The sequence below is a fragment of the Bradyrhizobium sp. 521_C7_N1_3 genome (assembly GCF_052075975.1).
In the GTDB taxonomy this organism is placed as follows: domain Bacteria; phylum Pseudomonadota; class Alphaproteobacteria; order Rhizobiales; family Xanthobacteraceae; genus Bradyrhizobium; species Bradyrhizobium japonicum.
The window spans coordinates 8136769-8161014 of the sequence record NZ_CP197232.1 but is presented as its reverse complement, the minus strand read 5'-3'; the positions used below and the strand labels follow the sequence as shown (position 1 = coordinate 8161014).

The 24246-nt window shown below is 65.3% G+C and carries 19 protein-coding genes; 10 read left to right on the top strand and 9 right to left on the bottom strand.

What is annotated here, in order from left to right; genetic code table 11:
• Window positions 1-64: 64 nt before the first annotated feature.
• The 4 genes from ftsZ (at window position 65) to recN (ending at window position 6038) form a co-directional block, all read left to right on the top strand.
• Window positions 65-1867 carry a cell division protein FtsZ gene (gene ftsZ / locus AB7008_RS38385; protein ID WP_304491082.1) on the top strand — a complete coding sequence of 601 codons (1803 nt, stop codon included), beginning with the start codon at window positions 65-67 and terminating at the stop codon, window positions 1865-1867.
• A gap of 363 nt (window positions 1868-2230) precedes the next feature.
• A complete protein-coding gene (lpxC, locus tag AB7008_RS38380; RefSeq protein ID WP_014492965.1) occupies window positions 2231-3193 on the top strand; it encodes a UDP-3-O-acyl-N-acetylglucosamine deacetylase in 963 nt (320 codons plus the stop codon).
• 260 nt (window positions 3194-3453) lie between these two features.
• On the top strand, window positions 3454-4341 hold the full coding sequence (locus AB7008_RS38375; protein WP_304491081.1) for an outer membrane protein assembly factor BamD: 888 nt from the start codon (window positions 3454-3456) through the stop codon (window positions 4339-4341).
• Window positions 4342-4364: 23 nt separating this feature from the next.
• Complete coding sequence (gene recN / locus AB7008_RS38370; protein ID WP_014492967.1) at window positions 4365-6038, top strand: DNA repair protein RecN; 1674 nt, start codon at window positions 4365-4367, stop codon at window positions 6036-6038.
• A 93-nt stretch (window positions 6039-6131) separates the two neighbouring features.
• Here the strand turns inward: recN and AB7008_RS38365 are convergent, their stop codons facing one another.
• Window positions 6132-6419 carry a GIY-YIG nuclease family protein gene (locus AB7008_RS38365; RefSeq protein ID WP_028156380.1) on the bottom strand — a complete coding sequence of 96 codons (288 nt, stop codon included), beginning with the start codon at window positions 6417-6419 and terminating at the stop codon, window positions 6132-6134.
• A gap of 120 nt (window positions 6420-6539) precedes the next feature.
• On the opposite strand from AB7008_RS38365, the gene ligA reads away from it, so the two are divergent.
• Window positions 6540-8693: an NAD-dependent DNA ligase LigA gene (ligA, locus tag AB7008_RS38360; RefSeq protein ID WP_304491080.1), complete on the top strand. Its 2154-nt coding sequence runs from the start codon at window positions 6540-6542 to the stop codon at window positions 8691-8693.
• Between the two features lie 178 nt (window positions 8694-8871).
• Here the strand turns inward: ligA and AB7008_RS38355 are convergent, their stop codons facing one another.
• Both AB7008_RS38355 and AB7008_RS38350 read right to left on the bottom strand, forming a co-directional pair.
• Complete coding sequence (locus AB7008_RS38355; protein ID WP_304491079.1) at window positions 8872-10152, bottom strand: multidrug effflux MFS transporter; 1281 nt, start codon at window positions 10150-10152, stop codon at window positions 8872-8874.
• Window positions 10153-10467: 315 nt separating this feature from the next.
• Complete coding sequence (locus AB7008_RS38350; protein ID WP_304491078.1) at window positions 10468-12297, bottom strand: aminopeptidase P family protein; 1830 nt, start codon at window positions 12295-12297, stop codon at window positions 10468-10470.
• 185 nt (window positions 12298-12482) lie between these two features.
• Here AB7008_RS38350 and AB7008_RS38345 point away from each other — a divergent pair, with 185 nt between their 5' ends.
• The gene (locus AB7008_RS38345; protein WP_028156384.1) at window positions 12483-12662 is read left to right on the top strand and encodes a hypothetical protein; all 180 of its coding nucleotides are present in this window, start codon (window positions 12483-12485) and stop codon (window positions 12660-12662) included.
• Between the two features lie 176 nt (window positions 12663-12838).
• Here AB7008_RS38345 and AB7008_RS38340 read toward each other — a convergent pair whose 3' ends face one another.
• Complete coding sequence (locus AB7008_RS38340; protein WP_304491077.1) at window positions 12839-13726, bottom strand: 50S ribosomal protein L11 methyltransferase; 888 nt, start codon at window positions 13724-13726, stop codon at window positions 12839-12841.
• A gap of 164 nt (window positions 13727-13890) precedes the next feature.
• Here AB7008_RS38340 and AB7008_RS38335 point away from each other — a divergent pair, with 164 nt between their 5' ends.
• Entirely contained in the window at window positions 13891-14046 is a 156-nt protein-coding gene (locus AB7008_RS38335; protein WP_085965691.1) for a Flp family type IVb pilin, read from the top strand.
• Window positions 14047-14345: 299 nt separating this feature from the next.
• Here the strand turns inward: AB7008_RS38335 and AB7008_RS38330 are convergent, their stop codons facing one another.
• A complete protein-coding gene (locus AB7008_RS38330) occupies window positions 14346-15956 on the bottom strand; it encodes a phytoene desaturase family protein (protein ID WP_304491076.1) in 1611 nt (536 codons plus the stop codon).
• Between the two features lie 178 nt (window positions 15957-16134).
• Between AB7008_RS38330 and AB7008_RS38325 the strand changes: the two genes are divergently transcribed.
• Window positions 16135-18414 (top strand): fused MFS/spermidine synthase, encoded by a 2280-nt coding sequence (locus AB7008_RS38325; protein WP_441260470.1) that lies wholly within the window; start codon window positions 16135-16137, stop codon window positions 18412-18414.
• Between the two features lie 110 nt (window positions 18415-18524).
• Here the strand turns inward: AB7008_RS38325 and AB7008_RS38320 are convergent, their stop codons facing one another.
• On the bottom strand, window positions 18525-19508 hold the full coding sequence (locus AB7008_RS38320; protein WP_441260469.1) for a glycerophosphodiester phosphodiesterase: 984 nt from the start codon (window positions 19506-19508) through the stop codon (window positions 18525-18527).
• Between the two features lie 142 nt (window positions 19509-19650).
• Between AB7008_RS38320 and AB7008_RS38315 the strand changes: the two genes are divergently transcribed.
• Window positions 19651-20913, top strand: coding sequence for a hypothetical protein (locus AB7008_RS38315; RefSeq protein WP_248879418.1), 1263 nt, complete (start codon window positions 19651-19653; stop codon window positions 20911-20913).
• Window positions 20914-20915: 2 nt separating this feature from the next.
• On the opposite strand, the gene AB7008_RS38310 is transcribed toward AB7008_RS38315, so the two are convergent.
• A complete protein-coding gene (locus AB7008_RS38310; protein WP_441260468.1) occupies window positions 20916-21695 on the bottom strand; it encodes a L,D-transpeptidase in 780 nt (259 codons plus the stop codon).
• A gap of 328 nt (window positions 21696-22023) precedes the next feature.
• On the opposite strand from AB7008_RS38310, the gene AB7008_RS38305 reads away from it, so the two are divergent.
• Window positions 22024-22347, top strand: coding sequence for a hypothetical protein (locus AB7008_RS38305; RefSeq protein ID WP_014492980.1), 324 nt, complete (start codon window positions 22024-22026; stop codon window positions 22345-22347).
• Window positions 22348-22454: 107 nt separating this feature from the next.
• Here AB7008_RS38305 and AB7008_RS38300 read toward each other — a convergent pair whose 3' ends face one another.
• Both AB7008_RS38300 and AB7008_RS38295 read right to left on the bottom strand, forming a co-directional pair.
• On the bottom strand, window positions 22455-23216 hold the full coding sequence (locus tag AB7008_RS38300; protein ID WP_028156391.1) for an ABC transporter permease: 762 nt from the start codon (window positions 23214-23216) through the stop codon (window positions 22455-22457).
• Window positions 23213-24136, bottom strand: coding sequence for an ABC transporter ATP-binding protein (locus AB7008_RS38295; RefSeq protein ID WP_028156392.1), 924 nt, complete (start codon window positions 24134-24136; stop codon window positions 23213-23215). The genes AB7008_RS38300 and AB7008_RS38295 overlap by 4 nt, the downstream gene beginning before the upstream one ends.
• Window positions 24137-24246 lie beyond the last annotated feature (110 nt).

Here is a 24246-nt window from a genome sequence, read left to right as displayed (position 1 = left end):
ATTTCACCAACTCCCGCGGCCGCCGGCCGGGGCGAACCCACGCGCGCGTGATCGAGAGGCAAACATGACCATCAGCATCAATGTTCCTGATATTCACGAATTGAAGCCCCGGATCACCGTGTTCGGCGTCGGTGGCGCCGGTGGCAACGCCGTCAACAACATGATCACGGCAGGCCTCCAGGGCGTCGACTTCGTGGTCGCCAACACCGACGCGCAGGCGCTGACGATGTCGAAGGCGCAGCGCATCGTGCAGATGGGCACCGCGGTCACGCAAGGCCTCGGCGCGGGTTCGCAGCCGAACGTCGGCGCGGCGGCGGCGGAAGAGGTGATCGACGAACTGCGCGACCATCTCTCGGGCGCCAACATGGTGTTCGTCACCGCCGGCATGGGCGGCGGCACCGGCACCGGTGCAGCTCCCGTCATCGCCAAGACCGCGCGCGACATGGGCATCCTCACCGTCGGCGTCGTGACCAAGCCGTTCCACTTCGAGGGCGGCCGCCGCATGCGCACCGCCGAGGCCGGCATCAACGAGCTGCACAAGGTCGTCGACACGCTGCTGATCATCCCGAACCAGAACCTGTTCCGGGTCGCCAACGAGAAGACCACCTTCGCCGACGCCTTCGCGATGGCCGATCAGGTGCTTTACTCCGGCGTTGCCTGCATCACCGACCTGATGGTCAAGGAAGGTCTGATCAACCTCGACTTTGCCGACGTTCGCGCCGTCATGCGCGAGATGGGCAAGGCGATGATGGGTACGGGCGAAGCTTCCGGTGACAAGCGCGCGCTGACCGCCGCTGAAGCCGCGATCGCCAACCCGCTGATCGACGACAGCTCGATGAAGGGCGCCAAGGGCCTCCTCATCTCGATCACCGGCGGCAAGGACCTCACTCTGTTCGAGGTTGACGAAGCCGCGACCCGCATCCGCGAGGAAGTCGACCAGGACGCCAACATCATCGTCGGTGCGACCTTCGACGAAGCGCTCGACGGCCTGATCCGCGTCTCGGTTGTTGCCACCGGCATCGAGCAGGCAACGATCGCCCGCAACACCCAGGCCACCAGCGCCCCGGTCGCGAACGCGGCGCCGCAGCAGGTCCAACAGGTGCAGCAGGCTCCCGCTGCTCCGGCCGCCGCTGCCGAGAGCCGTCTCGCCGACCTGACCGCGCGTCTGCGTGCCGACAATCAGCGCATGGCCGAGCGCGCCCAGAAGCTGGAAGCCCAGATCCCGGCCACCGCCCCGGGGGCTGCCGCGCCGCGTCCGAATGTCGAGCGCGCCGCGCTTGCCGCCATCGCGGCTGCCGTTGCCGAGGTCCCGCACGCGCCCGCGCCGATGCAGACCTATGGCGACGTCACGGTACGCCCGATCGCGCAGAAGCCGACCCTGTTTCCGGAGCCTGACATGGCCCCGGTCGCGATGCAGGAGCCGATGACGCCGGAAACCTTCATCCCGCCGCAGGCCGAGCGTGGGCCGGTACGTACCCCCCGGATGCCGCGAATCGACGAGTTGCCGATGCCGGCCCAGGCCGAGCTTCGCCAGGCCCGTGGCGAGGCGGAAGAAGAGACCCCGCAAAAGACCCGGCTGTCGCTGCTCCAGCGTCTCGCCAATGTCGGCCTCGGCCGTCGCGACGAAGAGAGTGAGGCGCCGGTCGCAGCCCGCACCGCCGGTCCCGCGATGCCGCCGCTGCCCGATCGCCGGCCCCAGAAGACCGTGGCGCAGCAGATCGCGACCAGCGAGCCGGTATCAGAGTATGCCCGCCGTCCCGCACCTCAGGGCCTGGACATGCATGGCCGCCCGGCGCCTGTTGCGCCGGCGCCACAGGGTGACGACCATCTTGATATCCCGGCGTTCCTGAGGCGTCAGGCGACGTGAGGATTGTTACAATAAGGCTGACGAAAAAAGGTCCCGGCGAGAAGCTCGCCGGGACCTTTCCTTTGGTCCCGTGCATGCCCGGATTGCGGCATCAAGCAACTGATTTTAAATCATTAATTACGCATTCGGTGGTTCAGTAAAACTGCCGATAACGGTCCCGAACTTCGGCGCAATTTGGTTAAGCCTTGGCGCGAATACGGCAGGTTTGGGGTAACAATCGGTAAAAAAGCGTGAGTTGGCTTGTTTGAGGCAGTGACTATGGTTTGCCGTGACTTGGGGATACGGAGATTCGCAACCGTCGGCGCTGGCCGGCCAAGCGAGCCTAGTATAAGTCGCAGTGGGTCGTAGTGGGGCGAGTTCCTGATGAAATTTAGCCGGCAAACAACGCTTCGTGCGCAAGCCACCGTGGCAGGCGTAGGCGTTCATTCCGGTCTTCCCGTCACTCTTACGCTTGGGCCTGCGCCCGTCGATGCGGGTTTTGTTTTTGTCCGCACCGGCCTTGAGGGAAGTGACCGTGAGATCCAGGCGACCGCCGACCAGGTGATCGCGACCGACTTCGCCACCGTCCTCGGCGATCGTGACGGCCCGTTGGTTTCCACCGCCGAGCACGTGCTCGCTGCGCTTCGGGGCATGGGCGTCGACAACGCCACCATCGAGATCGACGGCCCTGAAGTGCCGATCATGGACGGCAGCGCCGCGGCCTTCATTGCCGCGATCGATCAGGCCGGCATCGTCAGCCAGCCGGCGCAGCGCCGCTTCATTCAGGTTTTGAAGCCGATCTCGGCCAAGGTCGGTGACTCCTTCGGCGAGATCCGGCCCTACGCCAACGGGTTCCGCGTTGATATCGAGATCGACTTCACCAATCCCGTCATCGGCCAGCAGAGCTACGGCTTCGACCTGAACCCGGAGCGCTTCCGCCGTGAAGTCGGCCGCGCCCGGACTTTCGGCCTGATGTGCGACGTCGCCCGGCTCTGGAGCGCGGGTTACGCACTCGGCGCTTCCTTCGACAATACCGTCGTGTTCGACGACGAGCGGCTACTCAACACCGAGGGCCTGCGCTACGCCGACGAATGCGCCCGCCACAAGGTGCTGGACGTGATCGGCGATCTCGCGCTGGCCGGCCTGCCGCTGCTTGGCGCCTACCGCTCGGTGCGTGGCGGCCACAAGCTCAACCACGCTGTCCTGACCGCGCTGCTCGCCGACCGTACCGCCTGGCGGGTGGTCGAGGGCGAGGCGGTCCGCCGCACCACGCGTCCCGTGGGCGAAGTCGGTCGCGGCATCGTCGGCGGCCGGATCGCTGCGGCCTACGGGCCGGACGTGTCCTGACGAGACCTGTCGCCACTGGCGCTCTGTTGCCGCCTGCGTTTGGCGGCGGCTTTCCCCGGGAAACTCCTGGTAACGATGATCGGCTAGGATTGCGGCGCGTTCGCCTTAATCCGGGCGAAATGCGTGCCTATCCGGTTGGTTCGAGATCGTTTTTCGGTTACACGGCGTGGTCGCATGGCAGGCGCCACGGCTACATTTCGCCCATGACGGGGTTCATGGGCTGGCGGACACCGCATCACAGGGCGTCAGGGCTTAAATTCATGTCGGCACAGCGTATGACGCGCGGATATCTCTCGGTCGCGCCTGGAGTCCGCGGGCTGCTTCAAGCCGCCACCTTCGTGGTGCTCGCGCTGCCGCTGGCCGGCTGCGGCACCGGCTCGCTCTGGGACAAGTTCACCGCCAAGGACGACACCTTCGTCGAGGAGCCCGCCGACAAGATCTATAATGAGGGCTTGTACCTCATGAACGAAAAGAAGGACATGAAGGGGGCGAACAAGAAGTTCGAAGAGGTCGACCGCCAGCATCCTTATTCCGACTGGGCCCGCAAATCGCTGCTGATGTCGGCCTATGCCTCCTACCAGGGCGGCGACTATGACGGCTGCATCGGCGCGGCGACCCGCTACGTCACGCTGCATCCCGGCAGCCCGGACGCGGCGTACGCGCAGTACCTGATCGCCGCCTCCCATTACGACCAGATCCCGGACATCAGCCGCGACCAGGCCCGCACCGAGAAGGCGATCGCCGCTCTGGAAGAGGTGAACCGCAAATATCCGAACTCGGAATATGCGACCTCGGCCAAGGCCAAGATCGAGGGTGCACGCGACCAGCTCGCCGGCAAGGAAATGAATGTCGGTCGCTATTACATGCAGAAGCGCGACTACACGGCGGCGATCAACCGCTACAAGGCGGTCGTCACGCAGTACCAGACCACCCGCCATGTCGAGGAGGCGCTGTTCCGGCTCACCGAGGCCTATATGACGATCGGCATCGTCGCCGAGGCGCAGACCGCAGCCGCGGTGCTTGGCCACAATTTTCCTGACAGCCGCTGGTACAAGGACGCCTATAATCTTGTAAAATCTGGCGGTCTCGAGCCGAGCGAGAATCAGGGTTCCTGGATGAGCAGGGCCTTCAAGAAGATAGGCCTATAGTCTCGGCTAGGAAATTTGATTCCATGCTGGCGCGTCTGTCGATCCGTGACATCGTCCTGATCGAGCGGCTCGATATCGAATTCGCCACCGGACTTGCGGTTTTGACCGGTGAGACCGGTGCGGGCAAATCCATCCTGCTCGATGCCTTTGCACTGGCGCTCGGCGGCCGCGGCGACGCCGGGCTCGTGCGCCATGGCGCGGAGCAGGGGCAGGTCACCGCCGTCTTCGATATCCCCAAAAATCACCCCGCGACGAAGATCCTGGCCGAGAACGGCCTGGATGATACCGGCGAGATGATTCTCCGCCGGGTGCAACTCGCCGACGGCCGCACCCGCGCCTTCATCAACGACCAGTCGATCAGCGTGCAGACGCTGAAGGCGGTCGGTGGCGCCCTGGTCGAGATCCACGGCCAGCATGACGAGCGCGCGCTGGTCGATGCTGCCACCCACCGCCGCCTGCTCGACGCCTTTGCCGGGCTCGAAAAGGACGTCACCGTGGTCGAAGCGCTCTGGGACGCGCGCCGTACGGCCAGCGCCGCGCTGGAAGAGCACCGCGCCGCCATGGAGCGCGCCTCGCGCGAGGCGGACTATCTGCGCCACGCCTCCGACGAGCTGAAGCAGCTCGCGCCCAAGGATGGCGAGGAGACCTCGCTCGCCGGTCGCCGCACCACCATGATGCAGGGCGAAAAGATCGCCTCTGATTTGCGGGAGGCGCAGGAAGCCGTCGGCGGCAATCATTCGCCGGTCGCCTCGCTGTCGGCCGCCGTGCGCCGGCTGGAGCGGCGCGGCGTCAACTCGCCGGCGCTGGTCGAGCCTGCCGTGAAGGCGATCGACGCCGCGATCAACGCGCTGGAGGAAGCCGACCAGCATCTTCTGGCCGCGCTCGCCGCGACCGACTTCGACCCGGGCGAGCTCGAGCGCATCGAGGAGCGGCTGTTCGCCCTGCGCGCCGCCTCGCGCAAATATTCGACGCCGGTCGATGGCCTCGCCGCGCTTGCCGCCAAATACGCTGCCGATGTCGTCCTGATCGATGCCGGTGCTTCGCGGTTGAAGAAGCTGGAGCAGGCGGCGATCGAGGCTGACGCGCGCTATGCCGCTGCCGCCAAGAAACTGTCGATGGCGCGGCAGAAGTCGGCGGACAAGCTCAACAAGGCGGTCAACGCCGAGCTCGCGCCGCTCAAGCTCGAACGCGCCAAGTTCATGACGCAGGTCGAGACCGATGAGGCCGCGCCGGGCCCGCAGGGTTTCGACCGCGTCGAGTTCTGGGTGCAGACCAATCCTGGCACCAAGCCGGGTCCGATGATGAAGGTCGCTTCCGGCGGCGAGCTCTCGCGCTTCCTGCTGGCGCTCAAGGTCGTGCTGTCCGACCGCGGCTCGGCGCCGACGCTGGTGTTCGACGAAATTGACACCGGGGTCGGCGGTGCGGTCGCGGACGCCATCGGTGGGCGGCTCGCGCGGCTTGCCGGCAAGGTGCAGGTGATGGCCGTGACCCACGCCCCCCAGGTCGCGGCCCGTGCCGGCCAGCATCTGCTGATCTCCAAGGACGCCCTCGACAAGGGCAAGCGCGTGGCCACCCGCGTCAATGCGCTGGCCGCCGACCACCGCCGCGAGGAGATCGCTCGCATGCTCGCCGGCGCCGAGATCACGGCCGAGGCGAGAGCGGCCGCCGAACGGCTGCTCAAGGCGGCGACGGCTTAGGCCACTACCGTCATTCCGGGGCGATGCGAAGCATCGAACCCGGAAACTCGAGATTCCGGGTCTGGTCCTTCGGCCCATCCCGGAATGACGTTCTTAATTGCAGATCGACTCGTACAGATCATCCCAATTTGGATTCTTCTTCTCGATGAGCTGGGTTTTCCAAGCTCTCTTCCACTTCTTGAGTTCTTTCTCGCGCGATATCGCCGAGATTGGATCGTCATAGGCTTCGAACCAAACCAGTCGCGTGATGTTGTATTTTGTCGTGAAGCTGGGCACGGCCTTGATTCGATGCTCGTAGACGCGGCGCACAAGGTCATTAGTGATACCGACATAGATTGCCCCATCGCGCCGGCTTGCTAGGATATAGACGTAGTACGCCATGATTGCCGAGCCCCTCCCAACCGTCATTCCGGGGCGCACGAAGTGCGAACCCGGAATCTCGAGGTTCCGGGTCTGGTCCTTCAGACCAGCCCGGAACGACGAGACGCAACCTTAAGTATAATGGCAAGAGCAGCAAAATCCAAAGCAAGGCCGCTTCGCGACGTCGCCGACCTCACCAAGGCGCAGGCCAAGGTCGAGCACATGCGGCTCGCGCTCGAACTCGAAGAGCACGACAGGCGCTACTATCAAGAGGACGCGCCCACCGTGACCGACGCCGAATACGACGCGTTGCGCCAGCGCTTCAACGCGATCGAAAAGCGCTTTCCGGATTTCGTCAGCGCGGAGTCGCCGTCCCAGAAAGTCGGCGCGGCACCGTCGGGGCGCTTCAAGAAGGTTCGGCATTCCGTTCCGATGCTGTCGCTCGACAACGCGTTTGCCGAAGAGGACGTCCGCGACTTCGTCGGCCGCATCGTGCGCTTCCTGAAGCTCGACGACGACAAGGTCGATTTCTCCGCCGAGCCGAAGATCGACGGCCTCTCGATGTCGCTGCGCTACGAGGGCGGCGAGCTCGTCACCGCGGCGACCCGCGGTGATGGCGCCGAAGGCGAGGACGTCACCGCCAACATCCGTACGCTCGAAGACGTGCCGCAGAAGCTGAAAGGCCGCAACGTCCCCGACGTCTGCGAGGTGCGCGGCGAGGTCTACATGACCAAGAAGGCGTTCCTCGCGCTCAACGAGCGGCAGAAGGCGGAAGGCAGCACCATCTTCGCCAATCCACGCAACTCGGCTGCGGGCTCGCTCCGGCAGAAGGACCCGACCATCACCGCCTCGCGCCCCCTGGGCTTCTTCGCTTATGCCTGGGGTGTGATGAGCGCGATGCCGGAGGGTACGCAGAGCGGCATGATCGGCTGGTTCGAGCGCTGCGGCTTCAAGACCAATCCGTTGACCAGGCTCTGTCATTCCGTCGAGGAGCTGCTCGCGTTCCATCATTCGATCGAGGAGCAGCGCGCAAAGCTCGATTACGACATCGACGGCGTCGTCTACAAGGTCGACCGCATCGACTGGCAGGAACGGCTCGGCTTCGTCTCACGCACGCCGCGCTGGGGCATCGCGCACAAATTCCCGGCCGAGCGTGCCGTGACGGTGCTGCGCGACATCGAGATCCAGGTCGGCCGCACCGGCTCGTTCACGCCGGTCGGCAAGCTCGAACCGGTCGGCGTCGGCGGCGTGATCGTGCAGAACGTCACCCTGCACAACGAGGACTACATCAAGGGCATCGGCAACAAGGGTGAGGTGCTGCGCGAGGGGCGCGACATCAGGATCGGCGACACCGTCGTGATCCAGCGTGCCGGCGACGTCATCCCGCAGGTGGTCGACGTCGTTCTCGACAAGCGGCCGAAGACGGCCAAGGAATTCCGTTTCCCGACGAAGTGCCCGTGCCCGCTGCACACCGACGTCACGCGCGAGGAGACGGCGGCCGGCGAAGAGGGCTCACGCGCCCGCTGTACCGGCGAGTTCGCCTGTCCCTATCAGAAGATCGAGCACCTCAAACTGTTCGTGTCGCGGCGCGCTTTCGACATCGACGGTCTTGGCGAGAAGCAGCTCCAGTATTTCTTCGACGAGGGTTGGGTGAAGGAGCCTGCCGATATCTTCACGCTGGAGAAGCGCAATGCGAAGCTGAAGCTCGAGGAGATCGAGGGCTACGGCGCAACGTCGGTGCGCAACCTGTTCGGTGCCATCGAGAGCCGGCGCAAGATCGCGTTGGAGCGCTTCGTCTATGCGCTCGGGATGCGTCATGTCGGCGAGACCACGGCGCTGGCGCTCGCTCGCGGCTATGGCTCGTGGGACCCTTTCCACGACGCCTGCCTCAAGGTCGCCAAGGGTGACGAGGAGGCGATGTCCGAGATGGACGCGCTGGACCAGATAGGCGACACCGTGATCAAGAGCATCGCCGACTATTTCGGCGAGAGCCACAATCGCGGCATCGTCGAGCGGCTGACCAAGGAAGTCGAGATCATCGACGCCGAGAAGCCGAAGAGCAATTCTGCCGTCGCCGGCAAGACGGTGGTGTTCACGGGATCACTGGAGAAGATGACGCGCGACGAGGCCAAGGCGACCGCGGAGCGTCTGGGCGCGAAGGTGTCGGGCTCGGTGTCGAAGAAGACCGACCTCGTCGTCGCCGGCCCCGGCGCGGGCTCCAAGCTCGCGGAAGCCAACAAGCACGGCGTCAAGGTGTTGACCGAGGACGAGTGGCTGACGCTGATCGGGGAGTGAGGGGAGCGCGCTCGCGCCTCTCACTCCGCTGTCATCGCCCGGCTTGGCCGGGCGATCCAGTACTCCGAGCCGGCTGTGATAAAACCGATGGGCCGCGGCGTACTCGATTCCCCGCCTTCGCGGGGAATGACACCGAGGCGGGGAATGACACCGAGATTGGTGCGAGGCCAATCGGCCCTCACATCATCCCGCTCTCTTCCTCCTCGGCCTGCTCGATCAACTCCTCGCTCACCACCAATTCGCGGCGGGGGACGACGAAGATCATCATGCAGGCGCAGAGCAGCGAGATTGCCAGCACCGCCGAGGTCAGCGGCAGCGTCGTTGCGGAGTGGCCGCCGAGATAGGCGCCGAATTGCGACATCAGCGCGCCGATGCCCTGCTGGAGGAAGCCCATCGCGCCCGACGCGGTGCCGGCGGCTTCAGGGCGGATGCTGATGGCGCCGGCGGCGGAGTTCGCCATCACGAAGGCATTGCCGATCATCACGATCATCTGCGTGCCGAACAGCCATGCGGGTGCTTCGTTCCAGCCGGTAAAACTCCAGAGCAGGTTCAACAGGCTGCCGCAGAGTTGCAGGCCGAGCCCGAACCAGATCAGCTTTTCCAGCGAGTGCCGCGGCGCGAAGCGCACGCAGAGCAGATTGCCGACGAGATATGCGAAGCCGGTCGTGGCGAACCAGGCGCCATATTCGGCGCTGGTTCGGCCCATCTGCGTGACGACGATGTAGGGGCCGCCGCCGGCGAAGGTGAAGATGATCTGGGACGCCAGCACCTGGCACATCACATAGCCGATGAAGGCGCGGCTCTTGATCAGGGTGCCGACGTCGCTGCGAAAGCCGCCGCTGCCGACCGCGCGATCGCGGCGGGTCTCGGGCAGCGCGATCGCGATGCCGATGGCGACCGCGATCGCGCCGATCGTGACGGCGTAGAAGATCGCCCGCCAACCGAATGCGGTCTCGATCAGGCCGCCGGTGAGCGGTGAGACCATCTGGCCGATCATGAGCGCTGCGACGACGAGGCTGATCATGGAGGCGACGCGGTCGCGCTCGTAGATATCGCGGATGATGGCACGGCTCACCACCATGCCGGAGGCGCCGCCGAGCGCCTGGAAGAAGCGCGCTGCGATCAGTTGCGGCAGGGTTTCGGCGAAGATGCAGGCGATGCTCGCCGCGACCATCAGCGCGAGGCCGCCAAGCAGCACCGGACGCCGGCCGAACTTGTCCGACAGCGGTCCCATGATGAGCTGCGACAGTGCGATGCCGACCATGTAAAGCGACACCGTCATCTGCGCGATCGAGATGTCGCGGCCGAATGTCGTCGCCAGCACGGGCAGCGCCGGAACCAGGATGTAGAGCGAGATCGGCGCGATCCCGGTCATGACGACCAGCAGTAGCAACACCACGCGCGAGGTCGCGATGTTTTTTGTCGCCGCGTCCGGCGGCCTGCTGATCATGCCGTGCATAGTCGTCCGTCTTTCGAAGTCGAATCGACTGTAGCGTGCTCGCGCAAGACGGATATCGGCGTTTCGGAATGCGGCTATTCGGATTTCGGGACGGTTAGGATGAGGGCACGATGGCGACCGTTTGGGCGCGTTGCGCGCGCCACAAATTCACTGTCATCGCCCGCGAAGGCGGGCGATCCAGTACGCCGCGGCCTCTCCGCATACGTTTCTGTCTCTGGAATACTGGATTCCCCGTTTGCGCGGGGAATGACGGGGATGGGCGGGGAAAGAGCGTTGCGCAAATCGCGTAGCGCTATGCGTCTCGGAATGGCGAGCTTACGCCTTGAGCTCCGCCGTCGCTTGATCGAGCCAGGCCTTCGTCGCCTCGTCCAGCGCGGGCCGCACCTCGGCGCGAACGCGCGCGTGGTAGGCATTGAGCCAGTCGAGCTCGTCCTTGCCGAGCATCGCGACATCGATCAGCCGGCGGTCGATCGGCGCCAGGGTCAGCGTCTCGAACGCGTTCATCGATTTCTCGGCGCCCTCGATGTCGGCGGCGACCACCAGCTCGAGGTTCTCGATGCGGATGCCGAAGCCGTCGGTCTTGTAATAGCCGGGCTCGTTGGAGAGGATCATGCCGCGCTTCAGCGGCGTCGTGCCGAGCTTCGAGATCCGCGCCGGTCCTTCGTGCACACTGAGATAGCTGCCGACGCCGTGGCCGGTGCCGTGCTCGAAATCGACGCCGGCGGCCCAGAGATATTGCCGCGCCAGCGTGTCGAGCTGCGCGCCGGTGGTGCCGTCTGGAAACACCGCGCGCGCGATCGCGATGTGGCCGCGCAGCACCCGGGTGAAGCGGTCGCGCATCTCGCCGGTCGGCTCGCCCACGGCCATCGTGCGGGTGACGTCGGTGGTGCCGTCTTCATATTGCGCACCGGAATCGATCAGCAGCAGATCGCCCGGCGCGATGCGCCGGTTGCTCTTGCGGGTGACGCGGTAGTGCACGATGGCGCCGTTCGGACCGGTGCCTGATATGGTCGGGAACGAGACGTCCTTCAGCGCGCCGGTGTCGCGGCGGAACGTCTCGAGCGCCTCGACCGCATCGATCTCGGTCAGCTTGCCGCTTGGTGCCTCGCGATCGACGAAGGCGAGGAAGCGCGCCAGCGCCACGGCGTCGCGGCGGTGCGCCGTCCGTGTGCCCTTGATCTCGGTCGCGTTCTTGACGGCCTTGAGCAGTGCAATCGGATCGCTGCCGCGCACCGGCTTGCCGCCGGCGCTTGCGATCAGCCGGCTGAGCGCGTCGGCCGCGGTGGCATTGTCGAGTGCGATCGCGGCGCCACTCTTGGCGAGCGCCATCAGCGTCGGCGCCATCGCATCGGGCTCGCGCACATCGGCGGACTGCTCGAGATGGTCGCGGGTCAAATTGGAGAGTTTTCGGTGGTCGATGAACACGGTCGGCCGGCCGTCCTTCGGCACCAGCGCGTAGGACAGTGGCAACGGCGTATGGGCGACGTCGGCGCCGCGGATGTTGAAGGTCCAGGCCACGGCGTGGCTGTCGGAGAGCACCAGCGCGTCGACGCCGAGCTTGGCGATCTCGCTCTTGATTTGCGTGATCTTCTCGGCCTCGGCGACCCCGGCATTTTGCAGGCTGTGCACGGCGACCGGGGCCAGCGGCGGCTGCGGCCGGTCCTGCCAGATCGCGTCGACCGGATTGCTGTCGACCGCGACCAGCTCGGCGCCGGCCTTGGCGCAGGCGGCGGCGAGGCGTTCGGCTGCCGAAGAAGTGTGCAGCCATGGATCAAATCCGAGGCGGTCGCCGACTTTCAGGTGCGTCGATACCCAGCTCTCCGGCGGCGGATCGATCAGCGATTCCACCGCCCAGGCCTTTGCGTCGACCTGCTTGGCCGCCTGGATCGTGTAGCGGCCGTCGACGAAGATCGCAGCCTCATGCGTCAGCACCACCGCCAATCCTGCCGAACCGGTAAAGCCGGTCAGCCAGGCCAGCCGCTCTTCCGAGGGGGGCACATATTCATTCTGCTGCTGATCGGCGCGCGGAACGACGAAGCCGGTCAGCTTGCGGCGGGCGAGTTCTTCACGGAGCGCGGCCAGGCGCGCCGTCAATGCGACGCCGGCCTCGGGCTCCTCGAATGTCTGGAAGTGTGCTTCGAACATGGCTCAGTTTAGGATCATGAGGATCAGTCCGCAATGTAGACGCATTTGAGGTCGCATCTGGCACGGACCGTGCTTGAAAATGGTCCATTCGAATTGAGTGGAGTATAGGATGCAGCAGTTGCGCTTCGTCCGGATAACAGGGAAATTCGAGCGGGTGGTTCATCTCAACGGCGAGGGGACACACGATGCCAGCGTTCATGTTTGAGAAGATTTCGCCGCCGGCCCACCGCGCCCCGGCCGCAACGACACCAAAGAAGCCGCGCGGCCTCATCAGCCAGATGATCAACCGTTTCGCCGAGCGCCGCGCCAGGCGTGCCTTGCAGGGCAAGCGCGCGACACGTCGGGACGAGAAGCCGGCGGAGTAGTGGCGGTGTTCGTTCACCTCACCCCGCTTGCGGGGAGAGGTCGGATTGCGAAGCAATCCGGGTGAGGGGGACTCTCCGCGAGGCCAACTCTCACCGTCGCTGCGGAGGCAGCCCCTCACGCCAACCCTCTCCCCGTAAGAACGGGGCGAGGGGCGCAATACCGCCGCGGACGCAGCTCAACCAACCTTCCGCAGCAACAAACTGCTCCACCCCTCGATCCGCAGGTGCCGCAGCGGCACGAGGCCGCGTGCGCGGTAGGTGGCGATCACGGCGGGGGCCTGGTGGGTCAAGAGGCCCGAGAGGATGACGCGCGCGCCGGGCGCGAGGTGCCGCGCCATCGGGCCGGCCAATTGCCTTAACGGGTTGGCAAGGATGTTGGCCAGGATCAGGTCGAACGGGCCGCATCTGGCAAAGTCCGGCGCGGCAAATCCGGTCGCGCGGATCACCCGCACCTGGTTGCCGACGTGGTTCAGCGTCGCGTTCTCGGCCGCCACCCGCACCGACGGCGGGTCGATGTCGGAGGCGAGCACCGCGCGATGCAGCGCTTTCGCCGCCGCGATGCCCAGCACCCCGGTGCCGGTGCCGAGGTCGAGCAAGCTCCTCGGCCGGGAACTCTTCAGGACGTGGTCAAGCAACAGTAAACAGCCGCGGGTGGTGCCGTGGTGGCCGGTGCCGAAGGCGAGCGCTGCCTCGATCTCGATGGCAAGCTTGTTCGGCGTGACGCGGTCGCGGTCGTGGCTGCCATGCACGACGAAGCGGCCGGCCGGCACCGGGACGAGATCTTCGAGGCTCGCCTTGACCCAGTCCTTGGCCTCGACAATGTCGAAGACGAGCGTGTCCGCGATCTCGTTTCCTGCTGAAGTTACAATGAGTTCCCGCAGCCATGCCTGATCGGGCGCCTCGGCGAAATGGAGCGTGACGTCCCACTGTCCGTCCGGCCGCTCGAAGGCGGCGACCGCCGCATCGCCGTCGAAAAAGACCTCCGTGAGCACGTCGACGACGCGCTTGGCCGCGGCCTCGGTGCCGATCGAAAAGCAGGCGCGATGAGTGGGAGAAAGCTGCATCCTAGGGTTCCGTCAGTTCAATTTTTTGGAACTTTTGTTCCCAATTTTCCGAGTAACTTGCAGGTTCCGATTTAACCTGACTGCAGGTTGTGTCCCGTACATTTCCGGGTGTTGGATCCAGCCAACGCATCTTGGAATTGAAACGGAGGCGAGTCTTGAAGAGCATGGTTTTGAAGTTCTGGTCGGACGAGTCCGGTGCGACCGCGATCGAGTACGGCCTGATTGCAGCGGGAATCGCGCTGGCGATCATCACCGTGGTGAACAGCCTGGGCACCAGCATGAACGAAAAGTTCGGTTCGATTAGCAGTTCCTTGAAGTAATTTCCGCCTCCCATTTCCTGGCGGGGGCTGTTTTTCTTTAGAGGCTGTTACCTGACGATCGCCCGCACGGGGAGTTGCCCCCCGGCGGGCGAGGTCGTTTTGGGGGGCGGCCCGGAATGCCCACAGGTCCTCCACTCGTTTCCCCAAGGTTGTCCACGGCTTTATCCCGCCACTCGTCCCCAGCTTTTCCACCGCCTTGTACGAGCCCGCCGGGCCTGCGGCGCGCAGGCGACCCACCGCTTTCTCACAGCGTTGCCAACAGACTTGCCAACAGCCTGTCCACAGCTCCTTCCACAGACCTATCCACGGCTTCCGAACAGCGAGCGGTGATCCCTCAAGATCGCCTGCGCGGCGTTGTGGCCGGGCGCGCCGGTGACGCCACCGCCGGGGTGGGCGCCGGAGCCGCAATGATAGAGGCCCTTCAGCGGACCGCGATAGTCGGCATGGCCCAGCATCGGCCGCGCCGAAAACAACTGGTTCAGCGTCAGCGCGCCGTGGAAGATGTCGCCTCCCAACAGGCCGAATTGCCGTTCGAGGTCGAGCGGGGAGAGGATCTGGCGGCCGAGCACGCTTGCCGCAAAGCCAGGTGCGTATTTGTCCACCGTCGCGATCATGAGATCGGCGACCTCCTCGCGATGGTCGTCCCAGGACTTTCCGTCGGGCAGTTCGGGCGCGACGTGTTGGCAGAACAGGCTCGCGACGTGTTTGCCCGCCGGTGCGAGCGTGTCGTCGAGCGTGGAGGGGATCAGCATTTCGACGACAGGCTCCCGGCTCCAGCCTAGCGCGCGCGCGTCGAGATAGGCGCGGTCCATGTAGCCGAGGCTTGGCGCCAGGATGATGCCGGAGGTGAGGTGGTCGTCGTCGCCCGGGAGCGCGGTGAAGGAGGGCAGGCGGTCCAGCGCCACATTCATGCGGAAGGTGCCGGATCCGTTCTTCCAGTGCCGGATGCGCGCGAGGAAGTCCGGGGGCAGGGCGTCGGCCGCGATCAGCCGCGTATAGAGCAGCTTTGGATTGACGTTGGCCGCGACATATTTCGCGCGGAGCGATGTGCCGTTGTCCAGCACCACGCCCACCGCGCGGTCGCGCTCGACGATGATCTCGCGCACACCCGCATCCGTGTCGATCGTGACGCCGCGGCCCTGCGCGGCGCGCGCCATCGCCTGCGTGATCGCGCCCATGCCGCCGATGGCGTGGCCCCAGACGCCCTTCTTGCCGTTCACCTCGCCGAAGGCGTGGTGCAACATCACATAGGCCGAGCCCGCCGCGTACGGACTGGCATAATTGCCGACGATGGCATCGAAGCCGAACAGCGCCTTGACCAGATCGTGCTCGAAGCGCTCGTCCAGCATCTCGCCGGCCGAACGGGTGAAGAGATCAAGCAGGCTGCGGCTTTGCTCCAGCGTCAACCCGCGCAGGATGTTGGCGCTCTGGAACGCGTTCATCGCTTCGCGGATCGCGTTCGTGCCAAAACCGTCGAGCAGGTTCGGCGGCGCGCGCAGCACGAACTGCCGCAGCACGTCGGCGATGTCTTCCAGCTCGCGCGAGAACCCGTCGAGCGCGCTCGCGTCGTGCGTGCTCAGCCGCGCGACGGACTCCTTCGTCCGCCCCTCGCCGGTGAGCAGATAGCTGCCGTCGGGCGCGGGCAGAAAATTCTGCGCGCGCCGCTCGACGATCCGCAGGCCCTGTTCAGTGAGGCCCAGGTCGCGGATCACCTGCGGATTGAGCAGGCTCACCGTGTAGGCCGCGACCGAGTTGCGGAATCCGGGGTGAAACTCCTCCGTGACCGCGGCTCCGCCGACCACCGTGCGGCGCTCGACGACGCGCACGCGCAGGCCGGCCATCGCGAGATAGGCCGCACAGGTGAGGCCGTTATGGCCAGCGCCGATGATGATGACGTCGGTTTCGGTCATGAAGGATTCAACATGTTCCACGGTCATTCCGGGATGGTCCGAAGGACCAAGCCGGGAATGACATCTGTATATCAAGCAATGGTCGCTGCAACATCACGAGACCCTTTATTGCCCGTTCATGCGCCTTGTGCTCCATTGCGCGCGCCCGGCGCCCGCCGGGGTTTAAGCCGGAGCTTCCATGGATTCGATCGTGCAACCCGCCGCCACGGAGCAGCCGTCCTCGTCGCGCAACCGGCTGCTGCTGACGGTGTACACCGCCGCGATCTTCGTCAGCGCGCTGCTGCTGTTCTCGGTGCAGCCGCTGTTCGCCAAGATGGTGCTGCCGCGGCTCGGCGGTTCGCCGGCGGTGTGGTCGGTGGCGATGGTGTTCTTCCAGTCCCTGCTGCTGGCGGGCTATGCCTATGCGCATCTCTTGATGCAGATCAGGAATCGCATCGTTCCGGTCGCGGTACATCTGGTTCTGCTGATCGCAGCCTTCGCCACGCTGCCGCTCGGCATCGCCACCGCCTATGGTGAGCCACCGGCCTCCGGCTATGCGTTCTGGCTGCTCGGACTGTTCGTGGTCTCGATCGGCCTGCCGTTCTTCGCGCTCGCCGCCAACAATCCGCTGCTGCAGGCCTGGTTCGTCCGCACCGGCCATCCTGCCGGACACGATCCCTATTTCCTTTATGCATCCTCCAACATCGGCAGCTTCCTCGCGCTGTTGTCCTATCCGTTCCTGCTGGAGCCGATTTTCACGCTGCACACGCAGAACCGGTTCTGGACCCTTGGCTATGGCCTCCTGATCCTCCTGATCGCCGCCTGCGGCGTGCTGCTGCTGCGCTCGCCGAAGCTGACCGTGGTCGACGCAAAAGCCGAGGACGTCAATGCGCCGGCCCCAGGCATCGTGACGCGGCTGCGCTGGATCTTCCTTGCCGCGGTGCCGTCCGGCCTGCTGATCGCCGTCACCGCGCACATCTCGACCGACGTCGCGGCGGCGCCGTTGCTCTGGGTGCTGCCGCTGTCGCTGTATCTGCTCACCTGGGTGGTGGTGTTCCAGTCGCGGCCGCTGTTGCCGCACAAATGGATGCTGATGCTCCAGCCGGTCGCGATCGCGGGCGTCATCGTCCTGCTGGCCTTCGGCGGCGAACAGAATCTGCTGCTGACCCTCGGCGGCCACCAATTGTGCTTCTTCGTCATCGCCATGGCCTGCCATGGCGAGCTGGCGCGGACACGCCCGGCCGCCAGATATCTCACCGGCTTCTATGTTGCGCTGTCGTTCGGCGGTATGGTCGGCGGGCTCTTCGCCGGCCTCGTCGCTCCATTCACCTTCTCCTGGATCGCCGAGTACCCCATCCTGGTCGCGCTCGCCGCGCTGTGCCGGCCGTCGGCGAACGAGCGGCTGGCGGGCATCGTCAGATGGTACTGGCTGGCACTCGCCGTGCTTGCGGTGGCGCTGGTCGCGCCGTCTTACATGACCGGCGATCTCTCGACCTGGTTCGAGGATCATCGCGTCTGGGTCGCGGGGGCCGTCGGCGTGCTCGCAGCACTTCTGGCGCTCGCGCTCAACGCCAGCCGCTGGAAGATCTTCGCCACCGCCGCGCTCGCGCTGGCGTTGATCCGCGTCTATCCGGCGGACGAAGGCCGCGTCACGACGGTGCGCAGCTTCTTCGGCGTGCACAAGATCGTGGTAACGCCCGGCGGCTATTTCCATGTGCTGATGCACGGCACCACGATCCACGGCGCCGAGCGCTTCCGCAACAACGACGGCACGCCGGTCGCCGGCCGGCCCGAGCCGATCACCTACTACCACAAGGACGGCGGGATCGGTCAGGCCATCACCGCGATCCGCGAGCGCAAGGGCGCGCCGCTGAAGGTCGCCGCAATCGGCGTCGGATCGGGCACGCTCGCCTGCGCCGCCGAGCCGGGCGAAAGCTGGACCTTCTTCGAGATCGACCAGTCCATGGTCGATGCGGCGAGCGACCCGAAGAACTTTCGCTACATATCGAGCTGCATGCCGGGCCTGAAGCCGGTGATCGGCGATGCGCGCCTCACCTTCGCGAAAGAGCCCGACGGCGCCTATGACCTGATCATCGTCGACGCCTATTCGTCGGATGCGATCCCGATTCATCTCGCCACCGAAGAGGCGATGAATATCTACAAGGACAAGCTGGCGCCGCACGGCGCCGTGGTGATGCACGTCTCCAACCGGCACCTCGATCTCGAGACCGTCGTGGTCGGCATCGCCGATGCCAACGATCTGAAGAGCTGGGTCTTCAACGAAGATTCCGGACGCGACGGGGACTACATCTTCTCGACCGACGTCGTCATCTCCGCGCGCGAGGAGGCCGACGTCGGCCGGCTCGCCTCCTCCAAGTCATGGGAGCAGACCGAAGCCGACGACCGGGTGCGGGTCTGGACCGACGACTATTCCAATATTTTGGGCGCGCTGTACCGGCGGTTGAGGGACGGGGAGTAGGGACGTCTTCGTAGCCCGGATGGAGCGAAGCGCAATCCGGGGGCGCTTCCGCGTGGCGACACTGCTCCCGGATTTCGCTGCGCTCCATCCGGGCTACAAGGGGAAGGCTTCTACGGCTCGACCGGCGTTCCCGCCGGCAATGCAATTCCCTTCTCGCCCGCGACTTGCCGCAGCAGGTCCGGCCTGTCCGAGATGATGCCGTCGACGCCGAGCTCGATCATGCGCGCCATGTCCTCGCGCTTGTTGACGGTCCAGACCACGATGCGCAGTCCGAGCGTGTGTGCCTCCGCTACGGCCGCCTCGGTCACATCGCCGTAATAGGGCGACCAGACCGTGCCGCCCGCAGCCTTGATCGTCCGCGGCAGCGAGCCGCCGTGATCGGCCGGGCTGAAACCCGCTGTCCAGTTCGTCGCCTTGTCCAACGACACCGTCTGGCCCGAGCCGCGCTGGAGCGTCAGGTAGACCGTCGGAATGTCGGGCGCCTGTTGCCGGACGAGCAGCAGGGTCCGCCAGTCGAACGACTGGATCATGACGCGATCGGAAAATCCCTCGGCCTCGATCAGTCCGAGCAGCTTTGCGACAAAGCCTCGCGGATCGAGCGACTCGTCCGGATGGTTTGGATCGATCTTGGTCTCGATATTGAAACGCACGCGCGTGTTGCCGGCCTTGCGCACCAGCGCGAACAGCTCGCCCAGGGTGGGAATGCGTGTCCCCGGCACGGCCCGCTGGTCGGGGAATTGCTTCGCGTAGGAACTGTCGGGGCGGATCTGGCCGACGTCATAGGCCCTGACCTCTTCGAGCCGCAGCTTCACGAATGGCGTGCCGGGCGCGGCGACATAGGCGCCGCCTGCATCGCGCGCGAGATCGGGATTGAGCCCGCGTTCATGCGACACGACGACCTCGCCATCCGCGGTGACGCCGACGTCGAGCTCCAGCGTGTCCACGCCCATCGATAGCGCGTTGGCGAAGGCCGGCAGGGTGTTTTCCGGCAACAGCGCGCGCCCGCCGCGATGCGCTTCGAGATCAAAGGCCATGGCTTGTCCCGCAGTGAGAACCGAGAGCACGATCAGGATTGTCGCGGCACGTGACGGCATCGAGGTTCGCAGCCCAGGTGAAAGGAGGAGCTTATGAAATCTTCGCCCGGTTCGTCCAGCTTCGCGGTCGACAGATGCTTGACGGCGGTCGCGGAAGGCGGAAACTGGCTCTCAAAAAACAACGGTTCAGGGAGCCATTGATATGCGGCTTATCTTCATCGCAACGATGGCGGTTCTCATGGTCGGACAGGCGCTAGCCAAGGATGTGCTCTCGGGTGCGAGCCTCTACGAAGATGTGGCGCGCTATGCATCCTTCGGTCTGCACCGCTTCGGCACGCCGGGCGACCGCGCGACGGCCGACTGGATCGCCGGCGAGATGAAGCAGGCGGGTTTCGAAATCAGCTTCCAGCCCGTCGTGCTCGGGCGGCAATATGTCGTCGAGCGGGCCAGCGCTGAAGCCGCCGGCATCTCTGTCGAGGCGACGCCATTCTGGTGGCCGCCGGAGGACAAGGCCAGCTTCCATCTCGCCGCGCCGCTCGCGCGCGATGGCGATGTCACCGGCAAGATCCTTCTGCTCGACCTGCCGTTCGATCGCGGCGCCTATCTGGGGCCGACCCATCGTGCGGCGATCACGGAGGCCGCGGCAAGGAAGCCGGCGGCCATCCTGCTGATGATCGGCAATCCCGCCGATGACCGCTTCGCCTATAACGTCACGCAGGAGGATGCGCCCTGGCCGGTGCCGGTGATCGTGGTCGGCGCGGCGTCGCGAGCGGTGTTCGAGCGCGCGCTCGCCTCGGGCGCGCCCGTCACCCTCGACGTCAAGGGCCATTACGAGCGCGATGTTGTCGGCCGCAACGTCATCGCCGAGATCGGGGCCGGCCGTGGGCCGGTCATCGTCGTCTCGACGCCGATGACCGGCTGGTACTCGTGCGTCTGCGAGCGCGGCCCCGGCATCGCCAGCTTTCTCGCGCTGGCGCGCACCGTCGCGGCCGAGAAATGGCCGGCGCATCTTGTTTTCATCGCCACCGCCGGCCACGAGATCGGCCATGGCGGCATGGAGCTGTTTTTGAAGCAGGGAGCGCCGGCACCGAAGGACACGCTGGCGTGGATTCACTTCGGCTCGTCGAACGCCTGCTATGCCTTCGCGGAAGGCGCCCGCACCGATCGGCCCGAGCAAGAGCGTTATCTCGTGTTGAGCAAATCCGCCGTCGCGCTGACCGACGAGGCTTTTGCAAAAGTCGAGGCCAAACGCCTGGTGACGGAGAAGCAGGCGGTCGGTGAGCTGCGTGATGTGCATGCGGCGGGCTACGCCAATTTCCTCGGCATGGCTGGGCGCCATCGGACGTTTCATACGCCGTCGGACGATCTCGCCGCGACCGGGCCCGAGATCCTCGAGCCGGTCGCGCGTGCCTTCGTCGATGCTGCGCGAAAGATCGTCGAACGCGGCAACGCCGCGTTCCGGTAGCGTCAGTTCTGATAGTAACCGCGCGGCTGATAGTATTGCCGGGGCTGTGGCTGATAGTAGCCTTGCTGGCCGTAGCCTTGGTTGTAGTACTGCTGCGGCTGCGGCTGCTGATAGACCTGTGCGTCATAGAGCGGGCGGCCGGCCGAGCGCGGCGCGGGATAGCGCGCGCCGGTGTCGCTGCCGTCGGCCGGGTAGATGTAATTGTCGTCCTGCGGCATGTAGCGGCGGGCGGGCTGCGCCGGCGGTGCGAGATTCACGGGATCGCCTGAGGTGGCATACTGCTCTTCGGCGGGTTGCGGCGCGCGGGCCACTGCAGTGGGGTTGCGGCCACGCGGGTTGCGGGCCAGGGCCACCTGGGCCGAGCCGGTCAGCGTCACCGTGGTGTTAAGCACGCCCTGCTGCTGCACCAGCGCATAGAGCGTCGAGGCATTCTGGCGCGACAGTCGCACGCAGCCGTGCGATGCCGGCGAGCCGAGGCGGCTGACCGAGTCGGTGCCGTGGATGGCGTGCCCGACCTTGGTGAAGAAGATCGCGTGCGGCATCGGCGCGTCGTCGAATTCCTTGGAATAGTGATCCTCTTCCATGCGGAAGGCACGGAAGGCGCCGCCCGGCGTTTCGCGCGAGGGGATGCCGGTTGACACCGGCCAGTGATAGCGCGCGACGCCGTCGACGGCGACGGTCATCTGCTGATTGTCCTTGTCGACGGTGATCGCGACCTTGGCTTGCGCGGCGCCCGCGCTCAAAAACATCAATGAGGAAAAAGCGATGAAAAAGGAACGCATCTGGAAACGCATTTGAGTTCTGGCCTCCGGCCTGTTCACGCTAGGCGCCGCGGCTCTCCCGTCCCCCGGCGCGCAATATGCCTGCAATCCGGCTCTCGTTCCAGCGGGCTGCCCGCCCATCGTTAACGCGATGCCGGGCGTAAGCAAGGCCGCTTTGTGCCGCGTGGCTGGCGGCGGCGCTGACATTTTCGCGAGCGTGCCGAGCAGTCACAACGCCGACAATTCGTCACAAAGGCGCAACCATTCGGCCGCTTCAGGCGTTGATCGTGGCTGCCCTCGACGGGCGGCTTCCGCTGCCCTTTCCCCTTTAATTCCCTTGGGACCGAAGATGAACAAAGCCCGTATCGCCGCCGCGCAATTGCCGGCCGGTTTGCCTCTCCGCCTGCTGTTCGCAGCCGCCGCCATTCTGCTCGCGCTGTTGTCGCTGCCGCAAGCCGGCCACGCCCAGGGCATCGTGCGCGGCGCCCAGGAAGGCTCCTATGAAGGCAACCGGATTGCCGGGCCTGTGGGTGGCGTCGTTGGCGGCGCGGTCGGCGCAGGTGTCGGCGGGGCCGTGGGTGCGGTTGAGGGCGTGTTCGGCATCCCACATCACCGTCATTACCGCTGCCGCGGCTACTATGACGGCTACCATCGCTTCCACTGCTACAGGTAAGGTAGCGCCGTAGCCCGGATGGAGCGAAGCGCAATCCGGGGCCGCTGGTGCGTAAGGTGACGCTCGTCCGGATTTCGCTGCGCTCCATCCGGGCTACGGATCTGCGGTCAGTTCTTCAGCCGGTAGCCGGTGCGGAAAATCCACCAGATCACGGCGAGGCAGATCACCAGGAACGCCGTCGTCATGCAGATGCTGACGGACACGCTGACATCCGCGATCTCGTAGAAGCTCCAGCGGAAGCCGGAGATCAGATAGACGACCGGGTTCAGCAGCGCCACCGAGCGCCAGCCTGCCGGCAGCATGTCGATGGAATAGAAGCTGCCGCCGAGGAAGGTCAGCGGCGTCACCACCAGCATCGGGATCATCTGGAGCTTTTCGAAGCCGTCGGCCCAGATGCCGATGATGAAGCCGAACAGGCTGAACGTCACCGCCGTCAGCACCAGGAAAGTCAGCATCCAGATTGGATGGTGGATATGGAGCGGCACGAACAGGCCGGCTGTCGCCAGGATGATGAGGCCCAGAATGATCGACTTGGTCGCGGCTGCGCCGACATAGCCCAGCACGATCTCGACATAAGAGATCGGCGCGGAGAGAATTTCATAGATCGTGCCGGTGAATTTCGGAAAGTAGATGCCGAACGAGGCATTGGCGATGCTCTGCGTCAGCACCGAGAGCATGATCAGGCCCGGCACGATGAAGGTGCCGTAGCTGACGCCCTCGACCTGGCTGATGCGCGAGCCGATCGCGGCGCCGAACACCACGAAATAGAGCGAGGTCGAGACGACAGGCGAGACGATGCTTTGCAGCAGCGTACGCCAGGTGCGCGCCATTTCGAACAGATAGATGGCGCGGATGGCGCGATGGTTCATGACGTCCTCACGAGGTCGACGAAGATGTCCTCGAGCGACGATTGCGTCGTGTCGAGATCGTTGAAGCGGATGCCGGCGTTGCGGAGGTCGCTGAGCAGGCTGGTGATGCCGGTGCGCTCGCCCTTGGTGTCGTAGTCGTAGACGAGCGTCGCGCCGCCGTCGCAGAGGTCGAGCTCGTAATGGCTGAGGCTGTCCGGCAGCGTCGTGACCTTGCCCTGCAGATGGAGCGTCAACCGCTTCTTGCCGAGCTTCTCCATCAACGTCGCCTTGTCCTCGACCAGCACGATCTCGCCCTTGTTGATGACGCCGATGCGGTCGGCCATCTCCTCGGCTTCTTCGATGTAGTGCGTGGTCAGGATGATGGTGACGCCGGATTGCTGCAGCGTGCGCACCACCTCCCACATGCCCTTGCGAAGCTCGACGTCGACGCCGGCGGTCGGCTCGTCAAGGAACAGGACCTGCGGCTCGTGCGACAGCGCTTTCGCGATCATCACGCGGCGCTTCATGCCGCCGGAGAGCGTGATGATCTTGTTGTCCTTCTTGTCCCAGAGCGAGAGGTCCTTCAGCACCTTCTCGATATGGTCGGGGTTCTTCGGCTTGCCGAACAGGCCGCGGGAGAAGCTCACTGTCGCCCACACGCTCTCGAAGGCGTCGGTGTGCAATTCCTGGGGCACGAGGCCGATCAGCGAGCGGGCCTTGCGGTACGAGGTCTGGATATTCTCGCCGCCGACGAGGACCGTGCCTTCGCTCGGGTTGGCGATGCCGCAAATGATCGAGATCAGCGTGGTCTTGCCGGCGCCGTTGGGGCCGAGCAGGGCAAAAATCTCGCCGCGCTTGATGTCGAGATTGACGTTCTTGAGCGCCTTGAAGCCGGACCCATAGGTCTTCGACAAATTGGCGACGGAAATGATGGAGGACATGATGGCCGCAGGGCTGAAAGGTAAAGACTGGGGAGGGGAGGCTGGAACCGTCCGGGAGGAGGTCAGCGGAGCCCTGAAATAGGAATGCACTTGCCCGGCCGCAATTGGCT